This is a genomic window from Rhodococcus sp. DN22, assembly GCF_036669995.1.
Taxonomy (GTDB): domain Bacteria; phylum Actinomycetota; class Actinomycetes; order Mycobacteriales; family Mycobacteriaceae; genus Rhodococcus_F; species Rhodococcus_F erythropolis.
On the sequence record NZ_CP133326.1, the window covers coordinates 412909 to 438142 of the forward strand.

Sequence of the window (25234 nt, forward strand, 5' to 3'; positions counted from 1 at the left end):
CGCGGCGGCAGTATTCGCAGTTATGACAGGATTGGCACGTGAATTCTGCAGTACAGCCTCAGTCTGACGCGTCTCCTTCGAAGCGTCCCGAGTCGATCTTCACGATAGGGACCAGGCTCGAGGACCGACTCGGACGAACCGGCACCATCCACACACCGCACGGCGATATCGCGACGCCGTCGTTCGTGGCCGTCGGAACCAAGGCCACGGTCAAGGCCGTGCTGCCCGAGTCCATGAAGGAACTCGGTGCGCAGTCGTTGCTCGCTAATGCGTACCACCTGTACCTGCAGCCGGGACCCGACATCGTCGACGAGGCCGGCGGGTTGGGCAAGTTCATGAATTGGGACGGGCCCACCTTCACCGACAGCGGTGGCTTCCAGGTGATGTCCCTTGGCGTCGGGTTCAAGAAGGTGCTCGCGATGGAAGCCGTCGGCGTGCAGTCCGACGACGTCATCGCAAAGGGCAAGGAGCGTCTCGCGACGGTCGACGACGAGGGCGTGACGTTCAAATCGCACCTCGACGGCAGCAAGCATCGCTTCACCCCCGAGGTGTCGATGCAGATTCAGCATCAACTGGGCGCCGACATCATGTTCGCGTTCGACGAGCTCACCACGTTGCTCAACACCCGCGGCTATCAGGAGCGATCGGTCGAGCGCACGCAGGCGTGGGCGATCCGCTGCATCAACGAGCACGAGAAGCTCACCGCCGAACGCGCCGAGAAGCCCTACCAGGCACTCTTCGGCGTGATCCAAGGCGCGCAGTACGAGGATCTGCGTCGTCAGGCCTGCCGTGGCCTCGAGTCGATCGAAGGCGAGAACGGATACGGCTTCGACGGTTACGGCATCGGCGGTGCCTTGGAGAAGCAGAACCTCGGCACGATCGTGCGCTGGTGCAACGAGGAACTACCCGAGAACAAGCCGCGTCATATGCTCGGCATCAGTGAACCGGACGACTTCTTCGTCGCAATCGAGAACGGCGCGGACACTTTCGACTGCGTCAACCCGTCGCGTGTTGCTCGCAATGCTGCGATTTACGTCCGCTCCGGCAGGTTCAACATCAACACCAGCCGATTCCGTCGTGACTTCACGCCTATCGACGACGAGTGCGACTGCTACACGTGCGCCAATTACACCCGCGCGTACATCCATCACCTCTTCAAGGCGAAGGAAATGCTCGCGTCGACGCTGTGCACCATCCACAACGAGCGATTCACCGTGAAGTTGGTCGACGACATCCGAGCCAGCATCGAAGGCGGATACTTCCACGACTTCAAAGCGGACATGCTCGGAAAGTTCTATGCGGCGAAGACGCCTGCACCTCAGACGTAGGTCGGTTCGCGCTTCTTCACGTAGGCGATGACGCGGTAGGTGATCGGCATGACCAGAACCTCGACAAGCGTCTTCCACAGGAAGCCGACCAGCACGTAGTTGATGAAGTCTTCCCACGTACTGATGCCGATGACACCGGCTGCGATGGAACAGAATATGAGGGTGTCGGCGAATTCGCCGACGACGGTCGAGCCGATCAGGCGCGCCCACAGGTGCTTCTCCTGCATGCGCTTTTTCATCATGACCAGGACCAGGGAGTTCAGCAGCTGGCCGACGAGGTAGGCGGCCAATCCTGCGACCAGCAGCCGGGGAATGACGCCGACCACGGTTTCGAGGGCGGCCTGGTTCTCGTAGAACTCTGCCGACGGGAGTTGCACAGCGATCCAGAAGCACGCGGCGGCAAGAATCAGTGCGCCGAAGCCCAGGTAGATCGCGCGTCGGGTCGCTTTGAAGCCGTACACCTCGCTGAGTACGTCACCGAGGACGTAGGCAAGCGGGAACAAGAAGAATCCACCATCGGTGATTATGGGCAGAATCTGCAAGGGACCGAGCGAGAAGTCGGAATCCGCAAAGAAGGCGACCCCCTTGGTCGCCGCCACGTTCGAGATCAGCAGCGTTGCGGTGAAGAGCGCGACGATTGTCGGGTAATAACCCCGGCTGACGTGCGCAAATTTGGTTTCGTGGGTCGATTCGTCTTGCTGATCCTGAGCTGTCACGTCCGTCATCCAAGCACCACAAGGCGCTCGGATGCGAGTTGGCGACCGTCCAGTTGCGCAGAACACACCGAAGGCCCTGCGGTTTCACGTGGAACCGCAGGGCCTTCTAGGCGTGTCGCTAGCTAGTGGTCAGCCCTTGACGACCTGAGTTCCACCAGCGAGCTCGTCATGCTTGCCCTGCTTGGTGGGGCTGTTGTTGATGGTGACCGCGATGACGATGTAGGCGACCAGCGCGAGGATTCCGCCGATGATCGGAATGATCGAGAGCAACGTGAAGGCGTTGCGAATCGCAGACTGCTGGACTGAAGGGCGAGGTGCGCCACCCGGACCGTGTACAGAAAGGCCCAGGATCATCTTTCCCAGAGTCCGACCCTGAGTAACTTCCAGAGCGACGAAGTAAGCGAAGGTCAGAATTCCCGAGAAGAGTCCGCTGACAAGAACATTCCCCGCATCGCTGACCAGTATCGTCAGGATGATGGCGACGATTCCGACGATGATGCCGTCGATGACGCGAGCGCCGAATCGAATACCGAGCCCACCGGCTTCGGCGCCAGAGGGCAGTCGATTTCCTCCGCCGTACGCACCCTGGTCGTTGAACTGTGGCGGCGGAGGAAAGTTGCCGCCCTGCGGTGGCGGTGGGTATCCACCAGGCGGCGGGTAGTTACCACCTTGAGGCGGCGGGAAGTTCCCGCCCTGCGGAGGAGGCGGGTAGCTGCCCCCCTGCGGAGGGCCGGCGGGAGGTGGGTAACTTCCGGGAGGAGGTGTTCCCTGCTGGCCATATGGATCCTGGGGTGGGAATTGCTTCCCTCCTTCTGGATTCTGGTTGGGGTCGTACCCGCCGGTTGTCATGTGTTCCCCTCAGTCGTAAATATCGCGCTCGAGTGTGACAGTGGATATCACCCTACTGGCATCAAAGAGCGATGTGGATGACATCTGCTCACTTGGATTCGGAGGTCACCTGTGGTTTAGGCTGCGTTGTATGACGAGTTCCGGGGGCAACAACGACGATTCTTCGAGCGATTACCAGGCAAAACCTGGATACGGAGAATTTCCGAGCCTGCCGCCTGAGGGGTACGGCGTGTCCCCGTCCGAAACGCAGTCTTCACCTGAAGTTCCCGGATATACCACTCCCAACGAGCAGTACCCGGGTTATCCGCCGCCGTCGTACAACCCGACCGGTAATACGCCTCAGCCGGGTGGAATTGGTGAACCCAATCCATACTTGCCGCCGCAGAATTTCGGACCGCCGAATCAATATCAGCCGAATCAATATCAGCAACCCGGACAATACGGACAAGCTCAATACGGACAGCCTCAATACGGTCAACCGCCGAATGCGTACGGTCAACCGAACCAATTCGCTGGTGGATACATCCCGCCGATGCGGCCAGTCGGCACCAATGGGCTTGCCATTGCATCGCTGGTTGTATCGCTTGTAGGTGGCTGCGCCTGGAGCATCGGCGGAATAGTTGGGATTATCCTGGGAATTGTCGCTCTGAATCAGATCAAGCAGACGGGTCAGGAAGGCCGCGGACTTGCTATCGCCGGTATTGCGATCGGAGCGGTTTTCCTTGCGTTTTTCTTGGTGATACTCGGGTTTGGGATCTTCGGTTCTTCCTATTGATACTTACCATCGCAATGGCGCTCACACGGGAGTGACTATGGACGACGCAGGAAGTGGCTTCCCGAAGTAATAGCCCTGGCCCATGTCGCAGCCGGCCTGCAAGACGTTGGCTGCGTGTTCCGCGGTTTCGACGCCCTCGGCGATCGAATCAAGCCCGAGTTTCCGAGCGATGTCGGCGATTGACTCCATGACCATGAAGGCCCGGTCTCCAGCACGACCCGCTGCGCTGACGGCCCAGGTCAAGGATTGGTCGATCTTGAGAATGTCGAGCGGCAATTCCGACAACGCGGAGAAAGACGCGAAGCCCGCCCCGAAATCATCCAGCGCGATTCGAATTCCCTCGTTATGCAAGACGTGAAGGGTCTCGGCGGCATGCCGACCCACGACGCCGAGTTCGGTGACTTCCACGATGATTCTGCTCAGTGGGGTTTCTGAACTGTCCAGCGCTCCGAGGATCTCGTGGGCGGCGTGCGGGGTAGCGAGTTGGCGAGGTGAAAAGTTGACCGCGACCATCATGTGCTCAGGCCACGACGCTGTTTGGGCACAGATCATGTCCAGAGCCTGCAGCCCGATGGGAATGATGAGCCCAGAGGATTCGGCGGAGCGCATGAAATCTTGGGGTTCGATCAACCCTCGAAGCGGATGGCGCCACCGCAGAAGTGCTTCATAGCTGATAATTGCTGACGAGTTCAGATTGACCTGGGGTTGATACAACACCTCGAATTGATGGTCGTCGAGTGCCTCGCGAAGCTCGCGGACCATGCGTATTCCTTTTCGTCCTGAGTCGCCCGTGCCGCACGTGCGTGTCAGCGTGGATGCTGCAAGTGGGTACTGCGGTCGGATCCCAGGTTCAGATCCCGGGCGTAGTTTTGCAGGGACTACTCGCCCTGAATTTCCTTCGCCAGTCTTGACCGTACTTCACTAATCGAGAATTGCCAACGAATAGCTATTGCGGACGGCTTTGTCATATCGGACAATCGAGCTTTTGTCCCGACGAGGTGTCGATTGAAACTTCACTTACTTCGCCGGGAAAATCCACGGGGTTCGGGGGATCTTGCGAGAGTCGAATCGATCCGCCAATTGGGGTGGTGTGACAACTTCGCCGGGTTCAGCGAGACCGATGCTCGACGCGATCATTGTCAGGACCTGTTCGGCACTGCGTCCGGCCTCGAGTTGATCGGCCAGAGTCACTGCGCCGTCGCGCTTCGCGAGTCGTTTGCCTTCACCGTTCAACGCGAGAGGAACGTGGGCGTACGACGGCGGTTCGATGTCGAGCAGTTGAGCAAGGTGCGCCTGACGCGGCGCCGAGGTCAGGAGGTCGTCGCCGCGGACCACCTGATCGATGTTCTGCGCACCGTCGTCGACGACAACGGCGAGGTTGTAGGCGGGTACGCCGTCTCCGCGGAGCAGGACGACGTCGTCGACTTGCCCCGTCACCTCGCCGAACAGTTCGTCGTGCACGGTGAACGAATCGATGTCGGCCCGTAGCCTCAGCGCGGGGGATCGGCCGCTTGCCGATTTCTCGGCGCGTTCGGCCGCCGACAGGTTCCGGCACGTGCCGGGATAGGCGCCATCGGGAGCATGGGGAGCGGACGGTGCCTGCAGGATCTCCTTGCGTGTGCAGAAGCAGGGATAGGTCAGGTGGCGCTCGCGTAATAGTTCGATAGCGTTGTGGTACAAGGGAAGACGGTGCGATTGTAAGACGACTGGGCCGTCCCATGTGAGGCCGAGCCTGCGTAGATCGTCGAGTTGTCGCTCCATCGAGCCGGGTCGGACACGGTCGAGATCCTCGACGCGAATGAGGAAGTCGCGCCCGCTGGTGCGGGCGAACAGCCAGGCCAAGAGGGCGGTACGGAGGTTTCCCAGATGGAGATCGCCGGACGGGCTCGGCGCGAAGCGTCCTGCTCCTGCCACGTCAGCTGGCGAGCCCGACGGAGGCGAGCGGGTTCTCGGCGTCGTGCAGGGTGAGGCGGATCTGGGTTTCCAAAGCGTGATCGAGGTACTGCGGCGGATACATGGCGGGGCTTCCGAGTGCGTCGAGGGCCAATCCATTGACGGTTGAAAGTAGAAGTGCCGCTCTGGTTTCCGCTTCCGGAGTTCCGATCCCGATCAGAACTGTCGAGATGCCGGTGCGGATTGTGAACAGGGTTGTCCGGCGGATTTCGGAGAGTGACTCACTGGTTGCGGCGCGCACGGCAAACGCGGCGAGCACATGCGCCTCACGCGTGCGTTGCTCGTCGAGGGGCAGGAGTTGCGAGAGCGCCTGGAACAGGGCGGTATGCGGGTCCGCGTCGGCGGACGATTCGGCCAGTCTGGTCAACAATCGATCGACGAGTGTTCGCAGTGCGAATGCGAACATCTCGTCCTTGGTCGAGAAATGATGTTGCACTGCGCCGATCGAGACACCCGCCCGTTTTGCGACCTCGCGAACGCTGGCATTTTCCAGTCCGGATTCCGCGGCGACATCGAACAATGCCGCCGCAAGCAGGTCTGGACTCGTGGAGGATTTTCGGCGTTCCGGCATACCGCGACATTACATGTGTATGGAAGTAATGCCCACGTCAGGGGTACTTTTTCACGCCTTCCGGCCGAGGAAGGCAAGGAGTTTCGTCGCTTTGTCAGCGTTGTCCGGAACCTGTATTTCCGGGCCGCACACACCGCTCATGCGGATCGACTCGCCGAGGCCCGCGGCGATCTCCGACACCCACTCCACGTCCGTGTCACGCATCGTCGTATCGGTGCCGGTCGCGGCTGCGAGATCCCAACCGTGGATGACCAGATCGAAACACAAGAACCCCTCGACCGTGGCCCCGAGGTTGGTCCGGCCGAAGTGCCCGTCGTATTCGAGGGTGGACTTTGCCGGATCGTCCAGAATGGCCTGCATCGAATCTCGGACGGCCGCCCAGGCTGCCGACGGGTCGTCGTCGACCGACGGACCGGGTGCCAATTCCAGGCCGACTACCTTGACCATGTCTCGTTCGCTGTCGAGCACGTGTCTCACCACGTCGCGGGCGGTCCAGCCCTCGCAGGGGGAATCGTTGTCCCAGCGGTCGGCGGGTACGGCGTCGATCCGCGCCGTGAATCCGGCGGCCAGATCCCGATAACGCTGGGCGGGGGAGATCTCTGTTGAAGTCATGACAGCAATCCTTCTCCACCGCGGCGCGTCATGATTGATTATTTCGGACATTCACTCGATCTCCGGGGCTTCCGCCCAGATGTCCATCGGTACGACCCCGGCGCTCTTGCCTTCGTCATCGAGAAGTCGGCCCACCCTCTTCATCGATCGCAGCACCACTGACCTGTTCAGCACCACCAGGCCCGGTGCCTCTTGTGCGAGTTGTACTTCGGTAATGGGAGTTTCGCGAAGGGAGTGTGCGGCGATCGCGAGCAGTGTGTTGGCGCGTCCACCGGATATCCGCATGCACACTCGTGTTCCAGGCACTCTCTCCACCAGAGCACGAATCGTCGACCGGTCCGTGGGATCGACATATCCCCACACCCAGGTCACGAGGGGCCAGCCGGACAGCGGTAGAGACACGTCGCAGCGGAACACGATTTGGTTGCGCGACGTCAGTTCGGCAAGTCGCCGCCTGACCGTACTTTCGCTCAGGCCGGTACCGACCGTGAGCTCTGCAATCGAGGATCGACCGTCCTCGCCCAGCTTCAATATCAATTGGCGGTCGACCGCGTCGAAAGTCTTCCCGTGATGGCGCTGATCCGTCGGAGCATATTTGTAGCGCACAGGCCGGTCTGTCATCACCGCCCGCTGCGTGGCATCGAGTACCTGCAATTTCCAGTCATCTCCGATCGCAAAGACCTCGGTGACGAGGTGTGCACGCGAACTGACGATCCCGGGCACCGACGCGAGTGAGCGAAGCAGGAAACGCGACAGGAAAGCCATGTCTCTGACCTCGACGAGAAGAGTCAAGTCGCCTGGGCCGCTTGTGTGTTCGACGCTCAGAACCTGCGGCCAGCGGGCAAGACGTTCCGCAATCGCCAAGGCGTTCGAAGTCGTACAGTCGACTTCCACGAAAGCCAGACACGATTCCGGACGGCCGTGGCCGGTTGCCCTCGCGGAGACCCAGGCGGTGCCGGAGTCCTGTAGCCGTTGCCAGCGGCGCGCGACGGTAACCGGATCAACTTTGAGCGCGTCACCAACCGTGCGCCACGACGCTCGCGGGTCGAGTTGCAGGCAATTGATCAGGGCGAGGTCGACGTCGTCGAGCACGGCGGAATCCTGCGTTTCTTCGATCATGTTGCAAGTATCGTGCATCTTCATTGTGTCTGGGATCACTTCATTCATGCTCGAAGGGCAGAACGCGGTGGCAAGTGCCCACCGCGTTCGTGCTGTGAAAGGAGAACCCAGATGTCGTCCACCACGTTGTCCGCTGTTCCAACCGAGAGAAGTCTCGACTGGGTGCAGCGCCTCATCGGAATCGATACGACGAGTGCCGTGAGCAATCGACCGTTGATCGATCTCATCGCGGCGGAACTACGTCGCCACGGGGTCGAGCCGATACTCGTTTCCGACGACGAGGGGTCCAAGCTGAACCTGTTGGCAACATTCACGCCTCCTGACGGAAGCACTGCCCGTGGAGTGATGTTTTCCGGCCATACAGATGTAGTGCCGGTCGACGATCAAGACTGGAGCAGCCATCCTTTCACTCCCGAAATTCGCGACGGAAGTCTGTACGGACGCGGCACGTGCGACATGAAGTCGTTCATCGGGATCGTTGTCGCGGCGATCCCCGACATCGTTGCTCGGCCGCTGGCGAAGCCGATTCACTTTGCATTCTCCTACGACGAGGAAGTCGGCTGCATCGGTGCGGCCGGGTTGGTCGAGGAGGTTGTTTTCCGGAACCTGCGCCCTGATGTGTGCGTCGTCGGAGAGCCGTCGGAGATGCGGGTCATTCGCGCACACAAGTCGATGAACGTCATACGTGTTGATCTGCATGGTGTTTCGGCGCACTCGTCGCTTACTCCGCGAGGAGTCAACGCGATCGAATACGGCGCGGAGTTGATTCGATTCGTCAGAAGCGCGGCCGACGAGCTCCGTGCGTCCGGCCCGTACGACGACGCATTCGACGTGGCCTGGACGACGTGTTCGGTCAATCTCGTATCCGGCGGGATCGCAGTGAACACTGTCCCCGAGGATTGCTCCATCACTTTCGAATTCAGGAGCATCAGCTCAGCTGGCACCGCAGATTTGCTCGAACGCTTTGCCTCCGAGGCGAATCGGATCGAAAACCTGATGCAGGAAGAAAACCCGTCAGCCTCCGTGACGATGCACGTGTCGGCCTCGGTTCCTCCCCTGGAGACGGATGCGAATGCTTCGGCGGCCGCACTGGTCGAACAATGGGGTGGTCGGCCCTCGGACGAAAAGGTCGCGTACGCCACCGAGGCCGGGATGTTCGCGAGTATCGGTGTCCCCACTGTTGTGTGTGGGCCGGGAAGCATCACTCAGGCGCATGCACCTGACGAGTACGTGACACTTGACCAATTGGCACAGTGCGAGCAGTTCGTTCGGAACGTCATCGCTCACGCCCGCGCCTGACCCACCCTCACCCCCCTAAGGAAAACCATGTCCACGGCAACTACGCCAACCTCCGGAGCAGTCACCCCGGAACGCCTGGCCGCTGCTCGCAAGGCGGTGATCAGCAGTTCGCTCGGCGCTGCGCTCGAATGGTTCGACGTCATCGTCTACGCATCATTTGCAGTGGTCATCGCCCATAACTTCTTTCCCGGCGGCGACAACACTCTCGGCTTGATACTGACGTTCGCGACGTTCGCGATCTCGTACGTCATCCGGCCGCTTGGCGGGATGGTTCTCGGAAGCTATGCCGACCGTCGCGGGCGCAAGAACGCCTTGACGTTGACGATGATGCTGATGATGATCGGCACGCTCATCATGGCGGTGGCGCCGACGACCTCGATGATCGGGCCGTGGGCCGGCGTCGTCATCCTGGTTTCGCGACTCATTCAAGGATTCTCCGCTGGCGGTGAATTCGGTACTGCTACAACCTTCCTCGTGGAAACTGCACCGCACAAGAAGGCGTTCTACTCTTCCTGGCAGGTTGCCAGCCAGGGTGCTTCGGTTTTCCTGGCGTCGTTGTTCGGTTACGTGCTCAATACCCATCTCTCGCATGAAGCGCTTTACTCATGGGGCTGGCGCGTTCCGTTCTTCTTCGGCATCATCGTCGGGCCGGTCGGTCTCTACATCCGCGCCAAGCTCGATGAAACGGACGATTTCAAGACGAGCGTCCCGGAAAAGGCACCGCTGAAGACGACGCTGACCAGGCATCTCGGCCGGGTGCTGACCGGCGCCGCAGTAGTCGGCGTCGCGACGATCTCGATCTACCTCATCTTGTACATGCCGACGTTTGCCGTGAAGAACCTCGGAGTATCCGCCTCTGCCGGCTACCTCGGCGGAATCGTCGCCGGACTGGTCACCTTGATCACCGTGCCGTTGATCGGTCATCTTGCAGACCGGGTCGGACCTGCGAGAGTTATGACCTGGGCCGCCGTTGCGGCAATCGTCCTGGCCTGGCCGCTCTTCAAACTGATGGTCGATCACCCCTCGACTCTGACGCTCGTCCTGGTTGTTTCGGCCCTGGGCGTCATCATGGCGTTTGCCTTCGGCCCCTTGCCTGCCTTGATGAGTTCGCTGTTCCCGGCGGAGATCCGGGCTACCGGGATGTCTTTGTCGTACAACCTCGGCGTGACCTTGCTCGGCGGAATCGCGCCGTTGGTCTTGACCTGGTTGATCAGTACAACAGGCTCGCTCGACGCTCCGAGCTACTACTACATGACGGTCGCAGTGCTCTCCCTCGGCGGGCTGTGGTCTGCCAGGACGCTTTTCAGTCAGAAGTGACGGCGGGGGAGCGCGGTAGCGATCATGCGACCGCGTCTCCCTCTGCCAGCGCGACAACGGTATCCGACCCGTGCCAGTCGGGGGCTTGGGTTCGCAGTAGAGCTGCCGGGGTCAGCGAAGAGATTCGGCGGCATTCACGCGTCAAGTGGGCCTGATCGCTGAATCCGCAGTGGGCTGCGGATTCAGCGAGGCCCAGCGCGGGTCGACTGCGAGCGAGCGCCATGAAGCGCTGGAGGCGCAGGATCGAGCGCAGGGTTGCAGGGCCGTATCCGAAGGCGTCGTTGCATCGACGCTGGAGTTGGCGCGAAGTCAGTGCCGCCGCGTCGGCGAGAGTGGTGACATTCCACGAATGTTCGGACAGTGCGGTGCGGACGTGGTTGATCACCGGATCGTGACGGAAACTCGAACTTGCCCAACTCCGGACAGCGCTTTCGAGGATCGAGACTTGTTCGTGGTCTTCGGAATTTTCCAAGCGGTTCAACAGTATTCGTTCCGTGCGTGCGTCGGTTACAGCGCTGAGGTCAGCGCGAGAATCTCGAAGCTCGGACGCCGAGGTTCGCAACATCGGCGATGCCGATCCAGGGCGGAATCGAACACCCACGGAGCGTGTTCCGGGCGGAAGAGTGAATGACCATGCAGCGGTTTCGGGGCCACAGACGCGTATGCCGACGCCACGTATCCACAGCACGTCCATGCAAGCATCGGGCACGAGCAGGTGTTCACCTTCTGCGCACGCCGTCCAGCCACACACCAGGATGTCGGAGAGATCCGGGGCGACCGATTGTGGTGTGTACCAACCCATGACAAGAGCCTATCGAGCGCCACCGACACGAAGGCGAGTTCATTCGACCGGGCCGAAGCGATATCCGAACCCCCGGATGGTTTTGATGTACTTCGGTTTCGCGGGATTGGATTCGAGTTTGGACCGCAAGCTGAGAATGGTCGCGTCGACCACACGTGTCTTTTCGTGGTCGGAACCCCAGACGTTTCGGATCAGATGATCACGCGAGTACACGCGCCCAGGCTCGGTCGACAGTTCCAGGAGTACCCGCCATTCGGTCCGGCTGAGGACGAGCAGCTTTCCGCCCATCGTCGCCGTCATCGCACGTCGATCGAGGAGCAGGTCACCGTGACGTTGGTGTTTTCCGGCGGCGGGATGCGCGGTTTCACGAAGGATCGCGGTGACCCGAAGATCGAGCGCGTGAGAATCGATCGGGTTCAGTACGAAGTCCGAGACAGCGCCATGTGGTGCTTCGTCGATGTCCTCGTGGGTATCCACCAACATCATGATCGGCATCGAACTGCGCAAGCGGATCTGTCGTGCAATCTCGTAGCCGTCGATGTCCGGCAACAAGAGATCGATCACGGCGATATCGAAACTGTCGGTGTCCAGGTCGTCGAGTAGGCGGCGCCCGGTGCGGACGAGCTGTGTTTGATGACCAAAATGTACTAATTCGGCCCCGAGTGTCTGGGCAAGCTCCGAACGGTCGGTAGCTGCAAGTATCAAGCTCACGTGAAATCCTCCCCCCGAAGGTGTTACTAGTCGTAACAGCTTGCATTCTGGCAGATCATCCACCGCATGGCCACAACAAGGTGGCTGATCAAAAGTTGAGGGAACCTGGGGCGTTCGTCGCTAGACTTCTTTCATGGGCACTCTGTTCGCGTTGACGCTGCCAGGCTTGCTCGTGCTGCTGGTCCTGTTCGCGTTCGCCGAGACTCTCTGGAACCGGCTCACCGGTGGCCGGGCCCTGCCGTGGACCAGGGGGCGCACGACTCGTCCGGTCTCGGCTGCGGGCTTCGAAGAGGTTGCTGCCCTGTTTCAGGGGTCCAAGCATCATGAATTCGAACAGCGGCAGAGTGCGTTGATGCATCGTGAGGACGGAACCGACGGTGACCCGCCGTGGGTGTCCGTCGATCCGGAAGCTAACAAGGTCGTTCTCCGTCGACGGAGTTGACAGTCGCCGACAGTCGACGGAGTTGACAGTCGACGGAGTTGACAGTCGGGCTCAGGCCCAGTGGCTGGGGCGGGTCAGTGAATCGGGGAGTGTGGTAGCCGAATCGCCAACCGCCGCGTTGATCTGGAACTGAGTGAGAAAGATACTGCCGCGGAGTTTTGCGCCGCGAATGTCGGTGCCGCGCAAGTCTGCACCGATCAGATCGGCGCGATCGAGTTCGCAGCCGCGGAGGTCTGCACCGATCAGATAACTCCCGCGAAAGTTGGCCCCACGTAGGTCGGAACCACGAAGTTTGGCGCCGATGAGGTCTGCGCCGCGGTGGTCGAGTTTGCGACCCTTCTTGCCCGAGACAGGTGAGCGCACAAGGTCACTCGTCTGCAAGAGCAGTGTGTTGACAGTCGCTCGGTGTGCTGAGACGTCGACGGCTTGAATCTGCGAAGGCGTGCCGTTGGTCAGGCTTTCCGTCTCTGCGAGTGCAGCGTCGAGTTTCTTTCGTATCGAGTGGGTTTGCTTCAGCGAGCGGGCTTCGGCGAGATACCAGAGCAGTTCGTGCAACTGGCGTACGACAGGGAACGTTTCGAACATGTCTGACGCGGTCTCCGGGGCATCATGCCAGCTGATGCCGTCGTAGGTCTGCTGTGAAACCTTCTGTCCCGCACCGAAACAGTCGTACACGGTGCAACCGGTGAAGCCCTTCTTTCGCAATCCGGTGTGAATGCCGCAACGGAAATCCTGCTGCAGGTTCTTGCAGGGGTCGCCGGCATTCTTGTTGGTCGCGAAGTCGGAGGACTTGGAAAAGGGGAGTGCGACGCAGCACAGGCCGAAGCAACTGCTGCAATCCGCGAGCAGATTGGTCTGGCCGGCAAGCACGCGTACTCCCGATTGTTGGGTTGGACGGAAAGTCTGGCTTCGAGTTCGTGAGTCTGTCAAACGAATTTTCGTGGTTCTGAAGCAGTCGATGCGCTGCTACGCTGCTTTTCGCATGTCGATTCGAAGCCGGGGGGCTTGGGTGGGGAACGAAATACTGCAAGCGGGCGGCGGTTGGATTCGGGGCAAAAGGCGTTGGAAAGGCCGGAACTTTCGGGTCGACTTCGATGATGGCCTGGTGTGGATATGAAGCGCCGCAAACGATTCCACAAGCAGGGCTCGACGGGTACGCCGACGGCGGCGCGGGATCGCTGGATCGATTCCAAGACGGACTGCGTGCATCCCACGACGGCACGCATTAATGCAACACGGTCATCGGACACATTTACGGATCGACCGTGATCGGCGCTGCGGCGCCTCGGACGGACGATCAATGGACGCGAATGATCTGTTCTTCGTGGGAAGCCCCGGAACATGTCGGTGGCCACGTGTACGCCGCCGCCGCGGCAAATGATCCGGTTCCGATGATCGGGGACGTGTTCGGCGGTCTCTCGCACGGAGCGATCCCCGCGAATGATCTTCCGCTGATCGGATTCGGTGCCACCGTCGTCGAGTCAGCACCCGGAACCGGGATCGACGCGGGTCTGTTGGGCGAGCTCCCCAGCCCAGTCGCACACAGCGAGTATTGGGAACGCACCAACCCGGCTCTTGCCGGGATGGGCCACGTGATCGCCGGACTAGGAGCGCCATGACCAACGCAACGCGACGCCGTAAAGCACTCGGCATGAGCAGTATCGCGGTGGCAATCCTGCTGTCGGCGTGTACGACCCTGCTGTCGGCGTGTACGACGACGGAGAACGGGAAAGTGATGGAAGCCAACTTGAATCTGACCCTCATGCAGGCACAGGCCAAGGTGATCGAATACATGACGGACACGATCACGGTACTGCCGCCGGGCGCCTACTTGACGCGGTATTCCGAACTGAACCAGAAGGTCACCCTCGATCCGGGTGGCACCGTCCCGTGCAATGACAGCAATCTGTCGAAGGACACATCCGTGGACTACGGCGTGACGTACTTCCTCACCTCAACTGAAACCGCCGACATCCCAGGTTTCGGTGATCCGATTCGCAATCTGTGGACTGAGCGCGGCTGGAAGTTTCGAACGTACGACTCCGCTGGGGACTCGACGAGCACCGAGACAATCTTGCCGGATGGATATCGAATGGTTCTGGAGGAGTACGCGCGGGGAGCAAGTTTGACCGGGTCGTCGCCGTGTTTCCCCCGACCCGATGCATCGGATCGTCCGAACGCGCCCGTGCAGATCGATCAACCTTGACCGGGCCCGCGTCCTCGTTTCCCGAGTTGACTGTCCTCGCTCGCCAAGTCGACGCCGAGGTCGGGAAGGTTCGCGCCCGCGCAGATGCTGGAGGTGGTGCAGTCAGCGTCGAGGTCGACGCGTACGGCGCGATCACTGACTTGCAACTCACCGAGAGCGGTCTCCGGGCCGGCGCGGCTGCGCTCTCCGCCTCGATCGCAGCGGCCCACCGAACCGCTTCTGCGTCAGCAGCGTCTGCCGCGCAAGAACTACGCGCCCCACTCCTCCGTGACCCTCGCGTCGCCAGGGCAATGAATGCTTTCAATGCAGTGGACGCGTTCGATCAGGCGCCGGCCGCACCTGAACCTCACGTGGTGAAACGAGCCGACCGCGCGTCAGTCGACGACGACCTACCCTTCGACGGCGGTTCGTTCTTGCGACGTGCCTGAGCCCGGGCAAAAAGAACCCCTGCGAACCGCTTCTCAGCAGTTCACAGGGGTTCCTTTGGCGGAGGATAGGGGATTTGAACCCCTGAGGGCGTTAACCCAACCCGCGTTCCAGGCGAGCGCCATAGGCCACTAGGCGAATCCTCCGTGGAGCAGCATACCCAATTGCAGGCGTGAAGCGTTAAACGGGTACCTGACCTGCGAAGAACCGGTGGATCTCAGGGTTTGCATCTCCACCCCGGTAGGTGGTGTGCAGCGGCCGACGAAAGCCGTCTACACTGTTCATTGGATCCCGCGCGGCGCGCATCCTGTGAACTCCCCCAGGGCCGGAAGGCAGCAAGGGTCAACGGGCTCTGCCGGGTGCGCGGGGTCCTCTATTTTTTTCACATACCCGACCCCGCCTCGTCGGTGAAAGGCCGCTCCGGATGCCTATCCAAACCCAGATCGGGTTGATGAGCCATGAAGAACTCACCTCCGAGCATGAGAGCCAGAGCGCGAAGTACACGCAGCTCCAGGCGCAGAAGCTCGCACTCGATCTGACCCGCGGTAAGCCTTCCCCGGAACAACTCGACCTTTCCTCAGCACTGCTGACGCTGCCCGGCGACGGTGACTTCCGTGACGGAAGCGGCACCGACTGCCGCAACTACGGTGGACTCACCGGTCTGCCGGAACTGCGCGCCATCTTCGGTGAGCTGCTGGGTATCCCCGTTGCGAACCTTCTCGCCGGCAACAACGCGAGCCTCGAGATCATGCACGACAACGTCGTGTTCTCACTGCTGCACGGCACTCCGGATTCGGCCCGGCCGTGGGCACAGGAAGAGAAGATCAAGTTTCTCTGCCCCGCACCGGGCTACGACCGCCACTTCGCGATCACCGAGTCCCTCGGCATCGAGATGATTGCGGTGCCGATGAACCACGACGGCCCGGATGTCGTCAAGATCGCCGAACTTGTTGCGTCAGATCCGCAGATCAAGGGCATGTGGGCGGTTCCGGTCTACGCGAACCCCACCGGTGCCGTGTACTCCGAAGAAATTGTCCGGACGCTCGCGTCGATGCCGACGGCCGCGCCGGACTTCCGCCTGTACTGGGACAACGCGTATGCCGTGCATCCACTTGTCGGCGAGACTGCGCCTTCCTACGACATTCTCTCGATGGCAGCGGAGGCCGGTCACCCCAACCGTCCGCTCGTGTTCGCGTCGACGTCCAAGATCACTTTCGCCGGCGCTGGTGTGAGCTTCTTCGGTAGCTCGGCGGAAAACCTTGCCTGGTACCAGAAGTTCCTGGGTAAGAAGAGCATCGGACCGGACAAGGTCAATCAGCTTCGCCACCTGCGTTTCTTCGGCAATGCCGACGGCGTTCGTGCGCACATGGAGAAGCATCGCGCGTTCCTCGCACCCAAGTTCGAGCTCGTACTGCGGATCCTCGAGGATCGTCTCGGTGCTTCGAAGGTCGCGTCCTGGACCGAGCCGAAGGGCGGATACTTCATCAGCCTCGACGTGGTCGACGGCACGGCCAAGCGCGTCATCGAACTGGCGAAGAACGCGGGTATCGCGCTCACCGCTGCCGGATCGGCTTTCCCGTACAGCACGGATCCGGATGACCGGAACATCCGGTTGGCCCCGAGCTTCCCGTCCACGGCTGAACTCGAAGTTGCCATGGACGGCGTGGCGACGTGTGTCCTGCTCGCAGCCACCGAATCGCGTCTCTCCGAGATCTGAGTTCTCTAAGCGGCGTGCCCGGTCGGTACTTTTCGGTCTCGTCTTGTACCGTTCGGAGCATCAATTCCCGACATAGGGTGTAAATCCCGGAGGTTGTAGTGACGGGCGCGATCAACGCTTCGGATGGGCCCTCTTTCGAGGCGCACACCGCGAAATCAGAGTCGGTCATCGAAGCTGACATACCGCGACGCAGTCTCCGTGTCGGTGTTCTCGGATTCTCTGTGCTCGGTGTTCTGGCAGTCGCGTCCGTGCTGATGGTTCTTTTCGCCGTGCCGATGAATACGCGGTACTGGGGGATCTTCGAAAATTTCCTCGATCTCGACGTCTACCGCCACGGCGGCAGCGTTGTGGTTCAGGGCCTTCCGTTGTACGACGGGCCAGTCCTGGAAGGGATGATGTTCACGTACACCCCGTTTGCGGCTTTGCTGTTCACGGTGTGGGCGGTGCTCTCGTTCAAACAGGCGATTGTCGTGTGGACGGGTTTGAACATCGCTGCGTTGTTCGCAGTGATCGTGTTGTGCTGGAAGTACCTCGGTTATCGGCTCGACGTGAAGGCGTACGCCGTCAGTGCGTTGGCCACCACGATCTTTCTGTTCATGGAACCGATACGTACGACGCTCTGGCTCGGGCAGATCAACATCTTCCTGCTGCTCTTGATCGTGTGGGACCTCGGTCGGGACGAGAAGAGTCGGCTCCGAGGAATCGGGGCAGGCATCGCCGCCGGCGTGAAGCTCACTCCGGCCTTCTTCTGGGCGTACCTCTTCATCACTCGTCAATGGCGTGCGTTGGTGACGGCCGTCGTGACGTTCGCGGCGACCGTCGCGATTGGTTTCGTCGTGATCTACAACGATGCGTACAAGTACTGGACCGGCACTCTTGTCGACAGCGAACGCGTCGGACCGACGGATGCTCCGAGCAACCAGTCAGTGTCCGGTCTGATTGCTCAGCTCACTCACACTCCGACGCCGTCGCGGGTCCTGGTCCTCGTCTTCAGTGCGCTGGCAGTATGCCTCGGACTCGGTGCCGCGTGGATTGCTCACCGGCACGGCCAGAAATTGCTCGGCCTCACCATGACGGGGTTGACTGCGACCACTGTCTCGCCGTTCTCGTGGGGTCATCACTGGGTGTGGTTCGTCCCGCTGGTCGTCCTCGCCGCGCACTACGCGATGGTGTCGAAGAAGCGCTGGGCGTGGGTGGCGCCGTTCGTTTTCCTGCTCCCAGTCTTGAACTGGTCTCACACCTGGTGGGACCCGTCGGTCATTCCGGGTACGGATCGCTTTGTCGGAATGGGCCTGTTCATGTTCGTGCCGCCCGAGTATCTGCGGATTCCGACCGTCGGCGTCTACCTCTGGGTCTTCACGCTTGCCGCGGTCTCGACGTTGGTTCTGTTCGGCTGGAAGAAGTGGAAGATTCCGGCTCCGGATGCGTCGGCGCCGGTCACAACTGCCGCCTGACGTGGCAGTATCGGACTCATGGCACTTCAACTGAACCTTGTCGGTGACCCCGAAGCGGATGCCCTCCTGGCCGAGGACCCGTTGGCGTTGTTGATCGGAATGCTTCTCGATCAACAGGTTCCGATGGAAACGGCCTTCCTAGGTCCGAAGAAGCTGGCGGATCGGCTCAGCGGTATCGACGTCAGGCGTATCGCCGACATGGACACCGACGAGTTCATCGCCATCTGTGCCGAGCCTCCGGCTGTGCACCGATTCCCCAAGTCGATGGGCGAGCGTATCCAGCTCATGTGCCAGTTCATCGTCGAGAACTACGACGGCGACACCGCGGCGATCTGGACTTCGGGAAATCCCGACGGCAAGGAAGTGCTGAAGCGGCTCAAAGCCCTACCCGGTTACGGGGATCAAAAAGCCCGGATCTTCCTGGCGTTGCTCGGAAAACAGATCGGCGTCGAGCCGAAAGGTTGGCGCCAAGCGGCCGGCGACTACGGGCTCGAGGGCTCGAGGCGCTCGATTGCAGACGTGGTCGACGAACAGTCTTTGCTCGAGGTCCGCGAGTTCAAGAAGGCCGCAAAGGCCGCAGCGAAGGCCGACAAGAAGTAAGCCGCTTTCAGGATTTCCGGGACCCGCTCGCACGCACTACTTTCATCAGGTCGCCTGCGGGGCCCTCGAGCTGACGCGGCGGGCGCCACACTGCACGCAGGGATCGGTCGAGTTCCAAGCCTTCGACGGCTACGACCCGAAGTTCTCCCTGCTTCACCTGGTCCTCGACGGCCAGCGTGCTCAGTACCGCCGGGCCGACGCCACCGAGCACGCTGGTTCGAATCGCGGCCGAACTACCCAGTTCCAACAACGGTGCACCGCGCTCGTATTCGTGTAACGCCAGGTCGAGAGTCGTTCTGGTTCCCGATCCGGGCTCACGCACCAGCAGCGGTGTCGCTGCCAGTTCGGCGACGGTCAGCGGCTTTCGTCGACGCGCCCATGGATGATCCGGATGAACGACCACGACCAGCGAGTCACGCGCGACGGTGACGCTGGGCAGGCTCTTCGGAACGGTCGGTGACTCGACGAATCCGAGGTCACACATTCCTACTTCGACGGCTTCGAGTACGCGTGCCGAGTTGTAGACCTGAAGGTGGACGGTGACACCAGGATGCAGTGATCGAAAGACGCCGAGCCAGGCCGGGATCAGATGTTCGGCGACGGTCATGCTGGCACACACGGTCAATTCCGCGGATCGTTCGGTCCGCATCCCTTCGGCGACGTCGAGAAGCTGCCTCGAGTTGGCGAGGACGCGGCGCGCCCAGTGGACGATGACGGTCCCCTGCGGAGTCAAAGTCGCCCCCGTCGACCTTCGGTGTATGAGTGGCATCCCGAGCTGCCGCTCGAGGGCTTTGACGGCGCGGCTGGCATTCGGTTGTGCGATGTGAGCCAGACGGCTTGCAGCACTGAGGCTTCCGTGATCATCGATGCCGACGAGTAGCTCGAGTGTGGTGAGGTCGGGCCACCTTCTGGTCATGCAGACAGGCTATACCCAGCATCTATTCCATATCGATCTGATATGTCGTGATGGTAGAAATCGCCCTACCGGAGCGATGGTGGCTCAAGGACGCTGGATGAGTGAACCGTGATGTGAAGTCCGTGGCCGAGAAACCCGCAGTCGCCCCTTCGTCAGAAGTACGACGGTGGTCGAGTGTCGCTGCATTGGTGCCCGGAGTTGCGTTGTGCGCCTTGGGTGCCACGGTCGCGCTGATAGCCGGTCAGTTCACCTCCGCCGTGAGTCCGTTGCTGATTGCGATCGTGGCGGGTGCGGTGTTGGCGAATACCGTCTCTTTGCCGGCGAAATTCCAACCTGGCCTGGCATTCTCGGCGAAACGGCTACTTCGGGTGGGTATCGCTCTGCTCGGGCTGCAATTGATGTTCTCCGACATCGTCGGTTTGGGTTGGGGAGTGATCGCCGTTGTGGTGGCGATAGTGTTCCTCGGTATCGCCGGGACCATGTATGCCGGAAAGCTTCTGGGATTGAGTTGGTCGCAGAGGATTCTGATTGCCTGCGGCTTCTCGATCTGTGGCGCAGCCGCTGTGGCTGCTGCGGACGGTGTGGTGAATGCGCGAGAGGAAGAGTTGCTGACCGCTGTAGCGCTGGTGGTGATCTTCGGAACTCTGATGATTCCGACGATCCCCTTGCTGGCCGATGCTTTCGGTATGAACGAGATCGAGGCGGGCATGTGGGCCGGTGGGTCGATCCACGAAGTGGCACAAGTAGTGGCTGCCGGCAGCGCTCTCGGCGCCACCGCGTTGGGTGTCGCGACCGTGGTCAAACTTGCGCGCGTATTGATGTTGGCGCCGGTCATGGCGTTTCTGAGCATTCGGCAACGCACGATGGTCGACAACACCGCCACCAAGCGGCCCCCGCTGATTCCGTTGTTCGTCGTGGCATTCATCGGCTGCATGGGTTTGCGCTCCACCGGAATGTTGCCAAATGAGCTTCTCGGATTGGCGAAGACCGTGCAGACGGCGCTGTTGGCTGCTGCGATGTTCGCTCTCGGGCTGGGGGTGCGGCTGAGCGTCATTCGTGGAGTGGGCGCACGACCATTCGTTCTGGCCGCGATTTCCACCGTGTGGGTGGCGACGATCGCCTACGTCGGAGTCGTGCTGGTCAGCTGATCGAGCGTTGAGTCCGCCATGCGCTCGGGCTCGTCGAGAACTGAGTGCGAAACCAGCGCGAGAAACTACCCTGCGTCGAAAACCCCAGGTGGACCGCCACTTCGGTCAATGAATAGCGAGGGTTGGCGACAAATCGTTCCGCGAGGGTGCTTCGGACCGAATTGAGAACGGCCGTGAACGTATCTCCGGATTCGGCGAGATGACGGTGCAGTGTCCGCCGGTCGAACCCGAGGCTTCGTGCCACCTGCTCGACAGAGCAGCGGCCGGTCGGAAGCAGAACTTCGATCAATTCCTTGGTGCGGCTGAGGGTGTCGGAGGTTTCCGATGCGGGAAGTGAGTCGAGGAACTGGCGAGCGTACGGCCGGAGCAACTCGTCGGACAGTTGGTTTGCCGCATCCAGGTCGGCGGCGAAGAAAACGATTCCGGTGAATTCGTGATCGAATTCCACGGTGTCGCCGAGGATTCGTCGATGCGTGCTCGTATCTTTCGGGGCATTGTGCGTGAATCCCACGCTGACCGGATGCCATCGAGAACCCAGGAAACTTCGCAGGATCTGCAGCGTCGCGCCGACTGCGAGTTCGACGCTCTGTCTGGTGTCGACCGGTTCGCCGACCTCGAGCGAGATTCGCAGGGTGGCGAGTCCGTTGACCTCGTTCAGTCGAATGCGTAATGACTCGTTGTACGTGTGCTCGTATCGCATCAATACGTCGAGCGCGCTCCTGACGTCTGGTTCTTCCCTGATGACCAAGCTGAGGGGACCGAGATTGGACAGTCGACGCAGGCCGGCGAGTAGAAGCCCGAAGTCTTCGTGTCCGGACTCCGCTGCCGATCGCTCCAGGAGCGATGCGATGGAGGCGGCCGGTACCCATTGGTCGGGGTTCGCCAGGCTTGCCGGGCTCAGGCCGACACTTCTCATGAGGGCCACAGCGTCCACGTCCACTGTTCGGCACAGGTCGACGTATCGGTTCAGTGACGCGTAGCGGGCGAGTGGCTTCATAGGGCCCCCTTTACTCGATGTCCCGAAATGTTGTGTTGTGTGTCTCGTCAAGTTAAGCATGTGAGCCGGATCTCACATAGTTTTGTTCACATCAGTTCGGCACGACCGCGAAGTTGAGCACCGACTTCTGGAAGTTGTTGCGTACGAATACAGCTCGACCGTAATCGAGTCGAGCCCGCCCACAGAATTGGAGAGCATTGATGGCAAACGCCATTCGGTTCCACGAGATCGGCACACCGTCCGTCATGCGTTGGGAAGAGATCGAGGTAGGACGACCGGGTACCGGAGAGGTTCGGGTTCGTCATGAAGCGGTGGGGTTGAACTTCGCCGACACCTACTTTCGAAGTGGCCTCTATCCTGCGCAATTGCCTGCCGGGATGGGCGTTGAGGGCGCCGGTGTGGTCGAAGAGATTGGCGAGGGAGTAGTCGATTTTGCAGTGGGGGACCGTGTGACCTACACCGGCAGTCCGCTGGGTGCGTACGCCACCGAGCGGATCATGGCGTCGTCCGACCTGATCGCGCTACCCGACGGCATCGCCTTCGACACCGCGGCCGCCATGACCATGCGAGGACTGACCGCCGCCTACCTTCTGCGTCGCATCTACCCGTTGAAAGCGGGAGACACCGTGTTGCTGCATGCTGCGGCGGGCGGGGTTGGACTGATCTTCACCCAGTGGGCAAAACTGTTGGGAATCAAAGTGATCGGAACGGTGTCGAGCGACGAGAAGGCGAGCGTTGCCCGTGCTCACGGGTGCGATGAAGTCGTCATCTACACCCGCGAGGACGTCGTAGCGCGTGTCAAGGAGATCACCGGGGGCGTCGGCGTGCCGGTTGTCTACGACAGTATCGGGCAATCCACGTTCGACATCTCGCTCGATTGCCTTGCCAGGCGCGGGCTGCTGGTGTGCTTCGGAACGGCGTCCGGGCCGACTCCGCCGATTCAGGCAATGCAGTTGGCCGTCAAGGGATCTCTCTTCCTCACACGTCCGGCACTTGCCGATTACATCGCAGATCCCGAGGAACGTGCCGAATTGGCGGGCGAACTGTTCTCACACGTCGAATCCGGGCGAATCAAGATCGAGATCAACCAGCGATACCCCCTCGAAGATGCGGTGCGTGCGCACCACGACATGGAGTCCGGTCGCAGTATCGGTTCCTCCGTCTTCTCCGTCTGAACCGAAACAGCACTTCCCAGAGGAATTGTCATGACCAACACCGCAACGTTGACAGAAAACCTTCCCTCGTCGACCAGCACGATCCGCGTCGAGAAATTGACCTGTTCGATCGGGGCAGAGTTGTCCGGGGTGGATCTCGGCGAGGTCGCGCGAGATGCTGCACTCTTTGCCCAAATCAAGGGATTGCTGCTCGAACACAAGGTTCTGTTCTTTCGCGACCAGAACTTCTCCAAAGCCGAGCACGTAGAGCTTGCCCAGCGATTCGGTGAACTCGAGGATCATCCGGCCCTGGGCAGCGACCCCGACCACCCGGGCCTGGTCCGCATCTACAAAGACCTGGACAGCCCGCCGGAGCATTTCGAGAATGCGTATCACTGCGACGCCACCTGGCGCGTGAACCCGCCCATGGGATGTGTATTGCGTTGTGTGGAAACACCTCCGGTCGGCGGCGACACGATTTGGGTGAACATGGCACTCGCCTACGAGAATCTGCCGGCGCGGGTCAAGGAGCAGATCAAGGACCTGCGTGCCAGGCACAGTATCGAGTCGACCTTCGGCGCTCGGATGCCGATCGATCAGCGGCACCAGCTGAAGGAACGCTTTCCCGACGCCGAACATCCCGTGGTACGAACACATCCGGAGACCGGCGAGAAGATTCTTTTCGTCAATTCGTTCGCCACACACCTCGTGAACTATCACACGCCCGAGAACGTCCGCTACGGAATCGATTACGCCCCCGGCGCCGGGAATTTGCTCACTTACCTGGCGAGCCAGGCTCAGATTCCCGAGTACCAGGTTCGGTGGCGCTGGACCGAGAACAGCGTCGCGATCTGGGACAACCGTTCGACACAGCATTACGCGGTGCAGGACTACTGGCCCGCGGTTCGAAAGATGGAACGCGCCGGAATCATCGGCGACGCACCGTTCTGATCCCTCTTCCCAGCCCCGAAGATAATTCATTCACTCGATCGGAGTCACGCTATGCATTTCCACGACGATTCACTGTTCCCCGAAACCCAGGACAAGCTTGTCATCACCGTCGCTCCCTACGGACCGGAGTGGGAGCCGGACGATTTTGCAGAAGACCTCCCGCTGTCGATGGACGAGCACGTCCAGCAAGCCGTCGACTGCTTCAACGCCGGTGCCACCGTTCTCCACATCCACGTGCGTGAACTCGACGGCAAGGGCTCGAAGCGACTGTCGAAGTTCAACGAGCTTCTCGGCCGCTTGCGTGAGGCCGTTCCCGAGATGATTCTGCAGGTCGGCGGCTCGATTTCGTTTGCCCCGGAGGGGGAAGGCGCCGATGCGAAGTGGTTGTCCGACGACGTGCGTCACATGCTTGCGGAATTGGAGCCGGCTCCCGATCAGGTGACGATCGCGATCAACACCAGCCAGATGAACATCATGGAACTGATGACCGACGACGACATCGCGGGTACGTCGATGCAGCGTCCGGAATTGGCGGACACGTATCGGGAAATGACTGTGCCCGCCGGTCCGGAGTGGGTGGCAGAGCACCTGCGCCGGTTGCAGGCCGCCGGAATCCAGCCGCATTTCCAGTTGTCCAGTATCCCGCAGCTCGAAACGGTGGAGCGGTTGATCCGACGCGGCATCTACACCGGCCCGGTCAACCTCACATGGGTGGCAATCGGCGGCGGCTTCGACGGCCCCAACCCGTACAACATGATGAACTTCGTCCAGCGTGTTCCCGACGGTGCGTGCCTGACGCTGGAAACGCTGATGCGTAGCGTCCTGCCGGTGAACACGATGGCCATCGCGATGGGCTTGCACGCTCGTTGCGGCAACGAGGACACCATCTGGGGCCGCAAGGGCGAGAAGATGACGTCGGTGCAGCAGATCGAGCAGTTGGTGCGCATTGCAGGCGAATTGGGCCGCGAGGTGGCTACCGCGAAGGAAGCTCGGGACATCTACCGGATCGGTGAGACGTATGCCGACACCGACGAGACGTTGGCGAAGCTGGGTTACGCGCCCAACCGCCGGATCGGCCAGCTGGGATTCACGCAGCACGCCTGAGTTCGCACCCTCTCGTACAACAGTTCCGGGGGTACGAACCGCGACGGTTCGTACCCCCGAATCCCCC

27 protein-coding genes, 1 tRNA gene and 1 other RNA gene are annotated in these 25234 nt (G+C 61.0%); 16 read left to right on the plus strand and 13 right to left on the minus strand.

The annotated features are described in order from the left end of the window. Positions 1–38 precede the first annotated feature (38 nt). Entirely contained in the window at positions 39–1328 is a 1290-nt protein-coding gene (gene tgt, locus RA302_RS01895; protein ID WP_238054109.1) for a tRNA guanosine(34) transglycosylase Tgt, read from the plus strand. On the opposite strand, the gene RA302_RS01900 is transcribed toward tgt, so the two are convergent. Continuing rightward, positions 1319–2053, minus strand: a complete 735-nt coding sequence (locus RA302_RS01900; protein WP_019746509.1) for a queuosine precursor transporter — start codon at positions 2051–2053, stop codon at positions 1319–1321. The two genes, tgt and RA302_RS01900, sit on opposite strands and share 10 nt — an antisense overlap. Before the next feature lie 120 nt (positions 2054–2173). After that, a complete protein-coding gene (locus tag RA302_RS01905; protein WP_151098533.1) occupies positions 2174–2605 on the minus strand; it encodes an RDD family protein in 432 nt (143 codons plus the stop codon). A gap of 418 nt (positions 2606–3023) precedes the next feature. On the opposite strand from RA302_RS01905, the gene RA302_RS01910 reads away from it, so the two are divergent. Then, the gene (locus tag RA302_RS01910; protein ID WP_166501683.1) at positions 3024–3668 is read left to right on the plus strand and encodes a DUF4190 domain-containing protein; all 645 of its coding nucleotides are present in this window, start codon (positions 3024–3026) and stop codon (positions 3666–3668) included. 21 nt (positions 3669–3689) lie between these two features. Here RA302_RS01910 and RA302_RS01915 read toward each other — a convergent pair whose 3' ends face one another. The 5 genes from RA302_RS01915 to RA302_RS01935 all read right to left on the minus strand — a co-directional run bounded on the left by RA302_RS01915 (position 3690) and on the right by RA302_RS01935 (position 7923). Next, the gene (locus tag RA302_RS01915) at positions 3690–4430 is read right to left on the minus strand and encodes an EAL domain-containing protein (RefSeq protein ID WP_019746513.1); all 741 of its coding nucleotides are present in this window, start codon (positions 4428–4430) and stop codon (positions 3690–3692) included. 255 nt (positions 4431–4685) lie between these two features. After that, a complete protein-coding gene (gene gluQRS, locus RA302_RS01920) occupies positions 4686–5582 on the minus strand; it encodes a tRNA glutamyl-Q(34) synthetase GluQRS (RefSeq protein ID WP_084325022.1) in 897 nt (298 codons plus the stop codon). A gap of 1 nt (position 5583) precedes the next feature. Next, positions 5584–6192: a TetR/AcrR family transcriptional regulator gene (locus tag RA302_RS01925; protein WP_019746515.1), complete on the minus strand. Its 609-nt coding sequence runs from the start codon at positions 6190–6192 to the stop codon at positions 5584–5586. Between the two features lie 51 nt (positions 6193–6243). Then, positions 6244–6804: a TIGR03086 family metal-binding protein gene (locus RA302_RS01930; protein ID WP_020968193.1), complete on the minus strand. Its 561-nt coding sequence runs from the start codon at positions 6802–6804 to the stop codon at positions 6244–6246. Between the two features lie 51 nt (positions 6805–6855). Continuing rightward, the gene (locus RA302_RS01935) at positions 6856–7923 is read right to left on the minus strand and encodes an Lrp/AsnC family transcriptional regulator (protein ID WP_225989443.1); all 1068 of its coding nucleotides are present in this window, start codon (positions 7921–7923) and stop codon (positions 6856–6858) included. A gap of 111 nt (positions 7924–8034) precedes the next feature. Between RA302_RS01935 and argE the strand changes: the two genes are divergently transcribed. Together argE and RA302_RS01945 are read left to right on the plus strand one after the other, a co-directional pair. Next, positions 8035–9222 (plus strand): acetylornithine deacetylase, encoded by a 1188-nt coding sequence (gene argE / locus RA302_RS01940; RefSeq protein WP_166501684.1) that lies wholly within the window; start codon positions 8035–8037, stop codon positions 9220–9222. Between the two features lie 27 nt (positions 9223–9249). Continuing rightward, positions 9250–10539 carry an MFS transporter gene (locus RA302_RS01945; protein ID WP_020905883.1) on the plus strand — a complete coding sequence of 430 codons (1290 nt, stop codon included), beginning with the start codon at positions 9250–9252 and terminating at the stop codon, positions 10537–10539. 22 nt (positions 10540–10561) lie between these two features. On the opposite strand, the gene RA302_RS01950 is transcribed toward RA302_RS01945, so the two are convergent. Both RA302_RS01950 and RA302_RS01955 read right to left on the minus strand, forming a co-directional pair. After that, positions 10562–11341 (minus strand): helix-turn-helix domain-containing protein, encoded by a 780-nt coding sequence (locus tag RA302_RS01950; RefSeq protein WP_166501685.1) that lies wholly within the window; start codon positions 11339–11341, stop codon positions 10562–10564. A 39-nt stretch (positions 11342–11380) separates the two neighbouring features. Then, positions 11381–12052, minus strand: a complete 672-nt coding sequence (locus RA302_RS01955) for a response regulator transcription factor (protein WP_019746521.1) — start codon at positions 12050–12052, stop codon at positions 11381–11383. A gap of 133 nt (positions 12053–12185) precedes the next feature. On the opposite strand from RA302_RS01955, the gene RA302_RS01960 reads away from it, so the two are divergent. Further along, a complete protein-coding gene (locus RA302_RS01960) occupies positions 12186–12494 on the plus strand; it encodes a DUF6191 domain-containing protein (protein WP_007731580.1) in 309 nt (102 codons plus the stop codon). 51 nt (positions 12495–12545) lie between these two features. Here RA302_RS01960 and RA302_RS01965 read toward each other — a convergent pair whose 3' ends face one another. Then, positions 12546–13364 (minus strand): pentapeptide repeat-containing protein, encoded by an 819-nt coding sequence (locus RA302_RS01965; RefSeq protein ID WP_166501686.1) that lies wholly within the window; start codon positions 13362–13364, stop codon positions 12546–12548. Positions 13365–13759: 395 nt separating this feature from the next. Between RA302_RS01965 and RA302_RS01970 the strand changes: the two genes are divergently transcribed. Genes RA302_RS01970 through RA302_RS01980 form a run of 3 tightly spaced genes read left to right on the plus strand, consistent with a single transcriptional unit; the run spans position 13760 to position 15128 of the window. Beyond that, on the plus strand, positions 13760–14113 hold the full coding sequence (locus tag RA302_RS01970) for a hypothetical protein (protein WP_047888060.1): 354 nt from the start codon (positions 13760–13762) through the stop codon (positions 14111–14113). Beyond that, entirely contained in the window at positions 14110–14700 is a 591-nt protein-coding gene (locus tag RA302_RS01975) for a hypothetical protein (protein WP_020905887.1), read from the plus strand. Before RA302_RS01970 ends, RA302_RS01975 begins: the two co-directional genes overlap by 4 nt. Next, on the plus strand, positions 14697–15128 hold the full coding sequence (locus RA302_RS01980; RefSeq protein ID WP_166501687.1) for a YbaB/EbfC family nucleoid-associated protein: 432 nt from the start codon (positions 14697–14699) through the stop codon (positions 15126–15128). The genes RA302_RS01975 and RA302_RS01980 overlap by 4 nt, the downstream gene beginning before the upstream one ends. A gap of 56 nt (positions 15129–15184) precedes the next feature. Here RA302_RS01980 and RA302_RS01985 read toward each other — a convergent pair. Further along, positions 15185–15272, minus strand: a tRNA-Ser gene (locus RA302_RS01985). 136 nt (positions 15273–15408) lie between these two features. On the opposite strand from RA302_RS01985, the gene ffs reads away from it, so the two are divergent. From ffs to RA302_RS02005, 4 genes are all read left to right on the plus strand, one after another. After that, positions 15409–15508: signal recognition particle sRNA small type (ffs, locus tag RA302_RS01990), an RNA gene on the plus strand. Positions 15509–15550: 42 nt separating this feature from the next. Next, complete coding sequence (locus RA302_RS01995) at positions 15551–16843, plus strand: aminotransferase class I/II-fold pyridoxal phosphate-dependent enzyme (protein ID WP_133728622.1); 1293 nt, start codon at positions 15551–15553, stop codon at positions 16841–16843. 98 nt (positions 16844–16941) lie between these two features. Beyond that, positions 16942–18297, plus strand: a complete 1356-nt coding sequence (locus tag RA302_RS02000) for a glycosyltransferase 87 family protein (protein ID WP_020968199.1) — start codon at positions 16942–16944, stop codon at positions 18295–18297. Positions 18298–18315: 18 nt separating this feature from the next. Next, complete coding sequence (locus RA302_RS02005; protein WP_019746526.1) at positions 18316–18897, plus strand: HhH-GPD-type base excision DNA repair protein; 582 nt, start codon at positions 18316–18318, stop codon at positions 18895–18897. 7 nt (positions 18898–18904) lie between these two features. On the opposite strand, the gene RA302_RS02010 is transcribed toward RA302_RS02005, so the two are convergent. Then, positions 18905–19813, minus strand: a complete 909-nt coding sequence (locus tag RA302_RS02010; protein WP_113683499.1) for a LysR family transcriptional regulator — start codon at positions 19811–19813, stop codon at positions 18905–18907. Between the two features lie 101 nt (positions 19814–19914). Here RA302_RS02010 and RA302_RS02015 point away from each other — a divergent pair, with 101 nt between their 5' ends. Next, positions 19915–20961: a putative sulfate exporter family transporter gene (locus RA302_RS02015; protein ID WP_020905890.1), complete on the plus strand. Its 1047-nt coding sequence runs from the start codon at positions 19915–19917 to the stop codon at positions 20959–20961. Here the strand turns inward: RA302_RS02015 and RA302_RS02020 are convergent. Continuing rightward, positions 20954–21958: an AraC family transcriptional regulator gene (locus tag RA302_RS02020; RefSeq protein ID WP_021342611.1), complete on the minus strand. Its 1005-nt coding sequence runs from the start codon at positions 21956–21958 to the stop codon at positions 20954–20956. The two genes, RA302_RS02015 and RA302_RS02020, sit on opposite strands and share 8 nt — an antisense overlap. A gap of 200 nt (positions 21959–22158) precedes the next feature. Between RA302_RS02020 and RA302_RS02025 the strand changes: the two genes are divergently transcribed. Genes RA302_RS02025 through RA302_RS02035 form a run of 3 tightly spaced genes read left to right on the plus strand, consistent with a single transcriptional unit; the run spans position 22159 to position 25167 of the window. Continuing rightward, positions 22159–23133 carry a quinone oxidoreductase gene (locus RA302_RS02025; RefSeq protein WP_166501688.1) on the plus strand — a complete coding sequence of 325 codons (975 nt, stop codon included), beginning with the start codon at positions 22159–22161 and terminating at the stop codon, positions 23131–23133. Positions 23134–23163: 30 nt separating this feature from the next. After that, positions 23164–24063: a TauD/TfdA family dioxygenase gene (locus RA302_RS02030; protein ID WP_020905892.1), complete on the plus strand. Its 900-nt coding sequence runs from the start codon at positions 23164–23166 to the stop codon at positions 24061–24063. 51 nt (positions 24064–24114) lie between these two features. Then, the gene (locus RA302_RS02035) at positions 24115–25167 is read left to right on the plus strand and encodes a 3-keto-5-aminohexanoate cleavage protein (RefSeq protein ID WP_003943988.1); all 1053 of its coding nucleotides are present in this window, start codon (positions 24115–24117) and stop codon (positions 25165–25167) included. The last annotated feature ends 67 nt before the right edge of the window (positions 25168–25234 follow it).

Coding starts and splice junctions, on each gene's coding strand:
- RA302_RS02020 (WP_021342611.1), bottom strand. CDS start 21,958: ATGAAGCCACTCGCCCGCTACGCGTCACTGAACCGATACGTCGACCTG.
- RA302_RS01975 (WP_020905887.1), top strand. CDS start 14,110: ATGACCAACGCAACGCGACGCCGTAAAGCACTCGGCATGAGCAGTATC.
- RA302_RS01925 (WP_019746515.1), bottom strand. CDS start 6,192: ATGCCGGAACGCCGAAAATCCTCCACGAGTCCAGACCTGCTTGCGGCG.
- RA302_RS01900 (WP_019746509.1), bottom strand. CDS start 2,053: ATGACGGACGTGACAGCTCAGGATCAGCAAGACGAATCGACCCACGAA.
- RA302_RS01910 (WP_166501683.1), top strand. CDS start 3,024: ATGACGAGTTCCGGGGGCAACAACGACGATTCTTCGAGCGATTACCAG.
- argE (WP_166501684.1), top strand. CDS start 8,035: ATGTCGTCCACCACGTTGTCCGCTGTTCCAACCGAGAGAAGTCTCGAC.
- RA302_RS02025 (WP_166501688.1), top strand. CDS start 22,159: ATGGCAAACGCCATTCGGTTCCACGAGATCGGCACACCGTCCGTCATG.
- RA302_RS02010 (WP_113683499.1), bottom strand. CDS start 19,813: ATGACCAGAAGGTGGCCCGACCTCACCACACTCGAGCTACTCGTCGGC.
- RA302_RS01950 (WP_166501685.1), bottom strand. CDS start 11,341: ATGGGTTGGTACACACCACAATCGGTCGCCCCGGATCTCTCCGACATC.
- RA302_RS02005 (WP_019746526.1), top strand. CDS start 18,316: ATGGCACTTCAACTGAACCTTGTCGGTGACCCCGAAGCGGATGCCCTC.
- RA302_RS02035 (WP_003943988.1), top strand. CDS start 24,115: ATGCATTTCCACGACGATTCACTGTTCCCCGAAACCCAGGACAAGCTT.
- RA302_RS01960 (WP_007731580.1), top strand. CDS start 12,186: ATGGGCACTCTGTTCGCGTTGACGCTGCCAGGCTTGCTCGTGCTGCTG.
- RA302_RS01945 (WP_020905883.1), top strand. CDS start 9,250: ATGTCCACGGCAACTACGCCAACCTCCGGAGCAGTCACCCCGGAACGC.
- RA302_RS01930 (WP_020968193.1), bottom strand. CDS start 6,804: ATGACTTCAACAGAGATCTCCCCCGCCCAGCGTTATCGGGATCTGGCC.
- RA302_RS01935 (WP_225989443.1), bottom strand. CDS start 7,923: ATGATCGAAGAAACGCAGGATTCCGCCGTGCTCGACGACGTCGACCTC.
- RA302_RS01915 (WP_019746513.1), bottom strand. CDS start 4,430: ATGGTCCGCGAGCTTCGCGAGGCACTCGACGACCATCAATTCGAGGTG.
- RA302_RS02030 (WP_020905892.1), top strand. CDS start 23,164: ATGACCAACACCGCAACGTTGACAGAAAACCTTCCCTCGTCGACCAGC.
- RA302_RS01995 (WP_133728622.1), top strand. CDS start 15,551: ATGCCTATCCAAACCCAGATCGGGTTGATGAGCCATGAAGAACTCACC.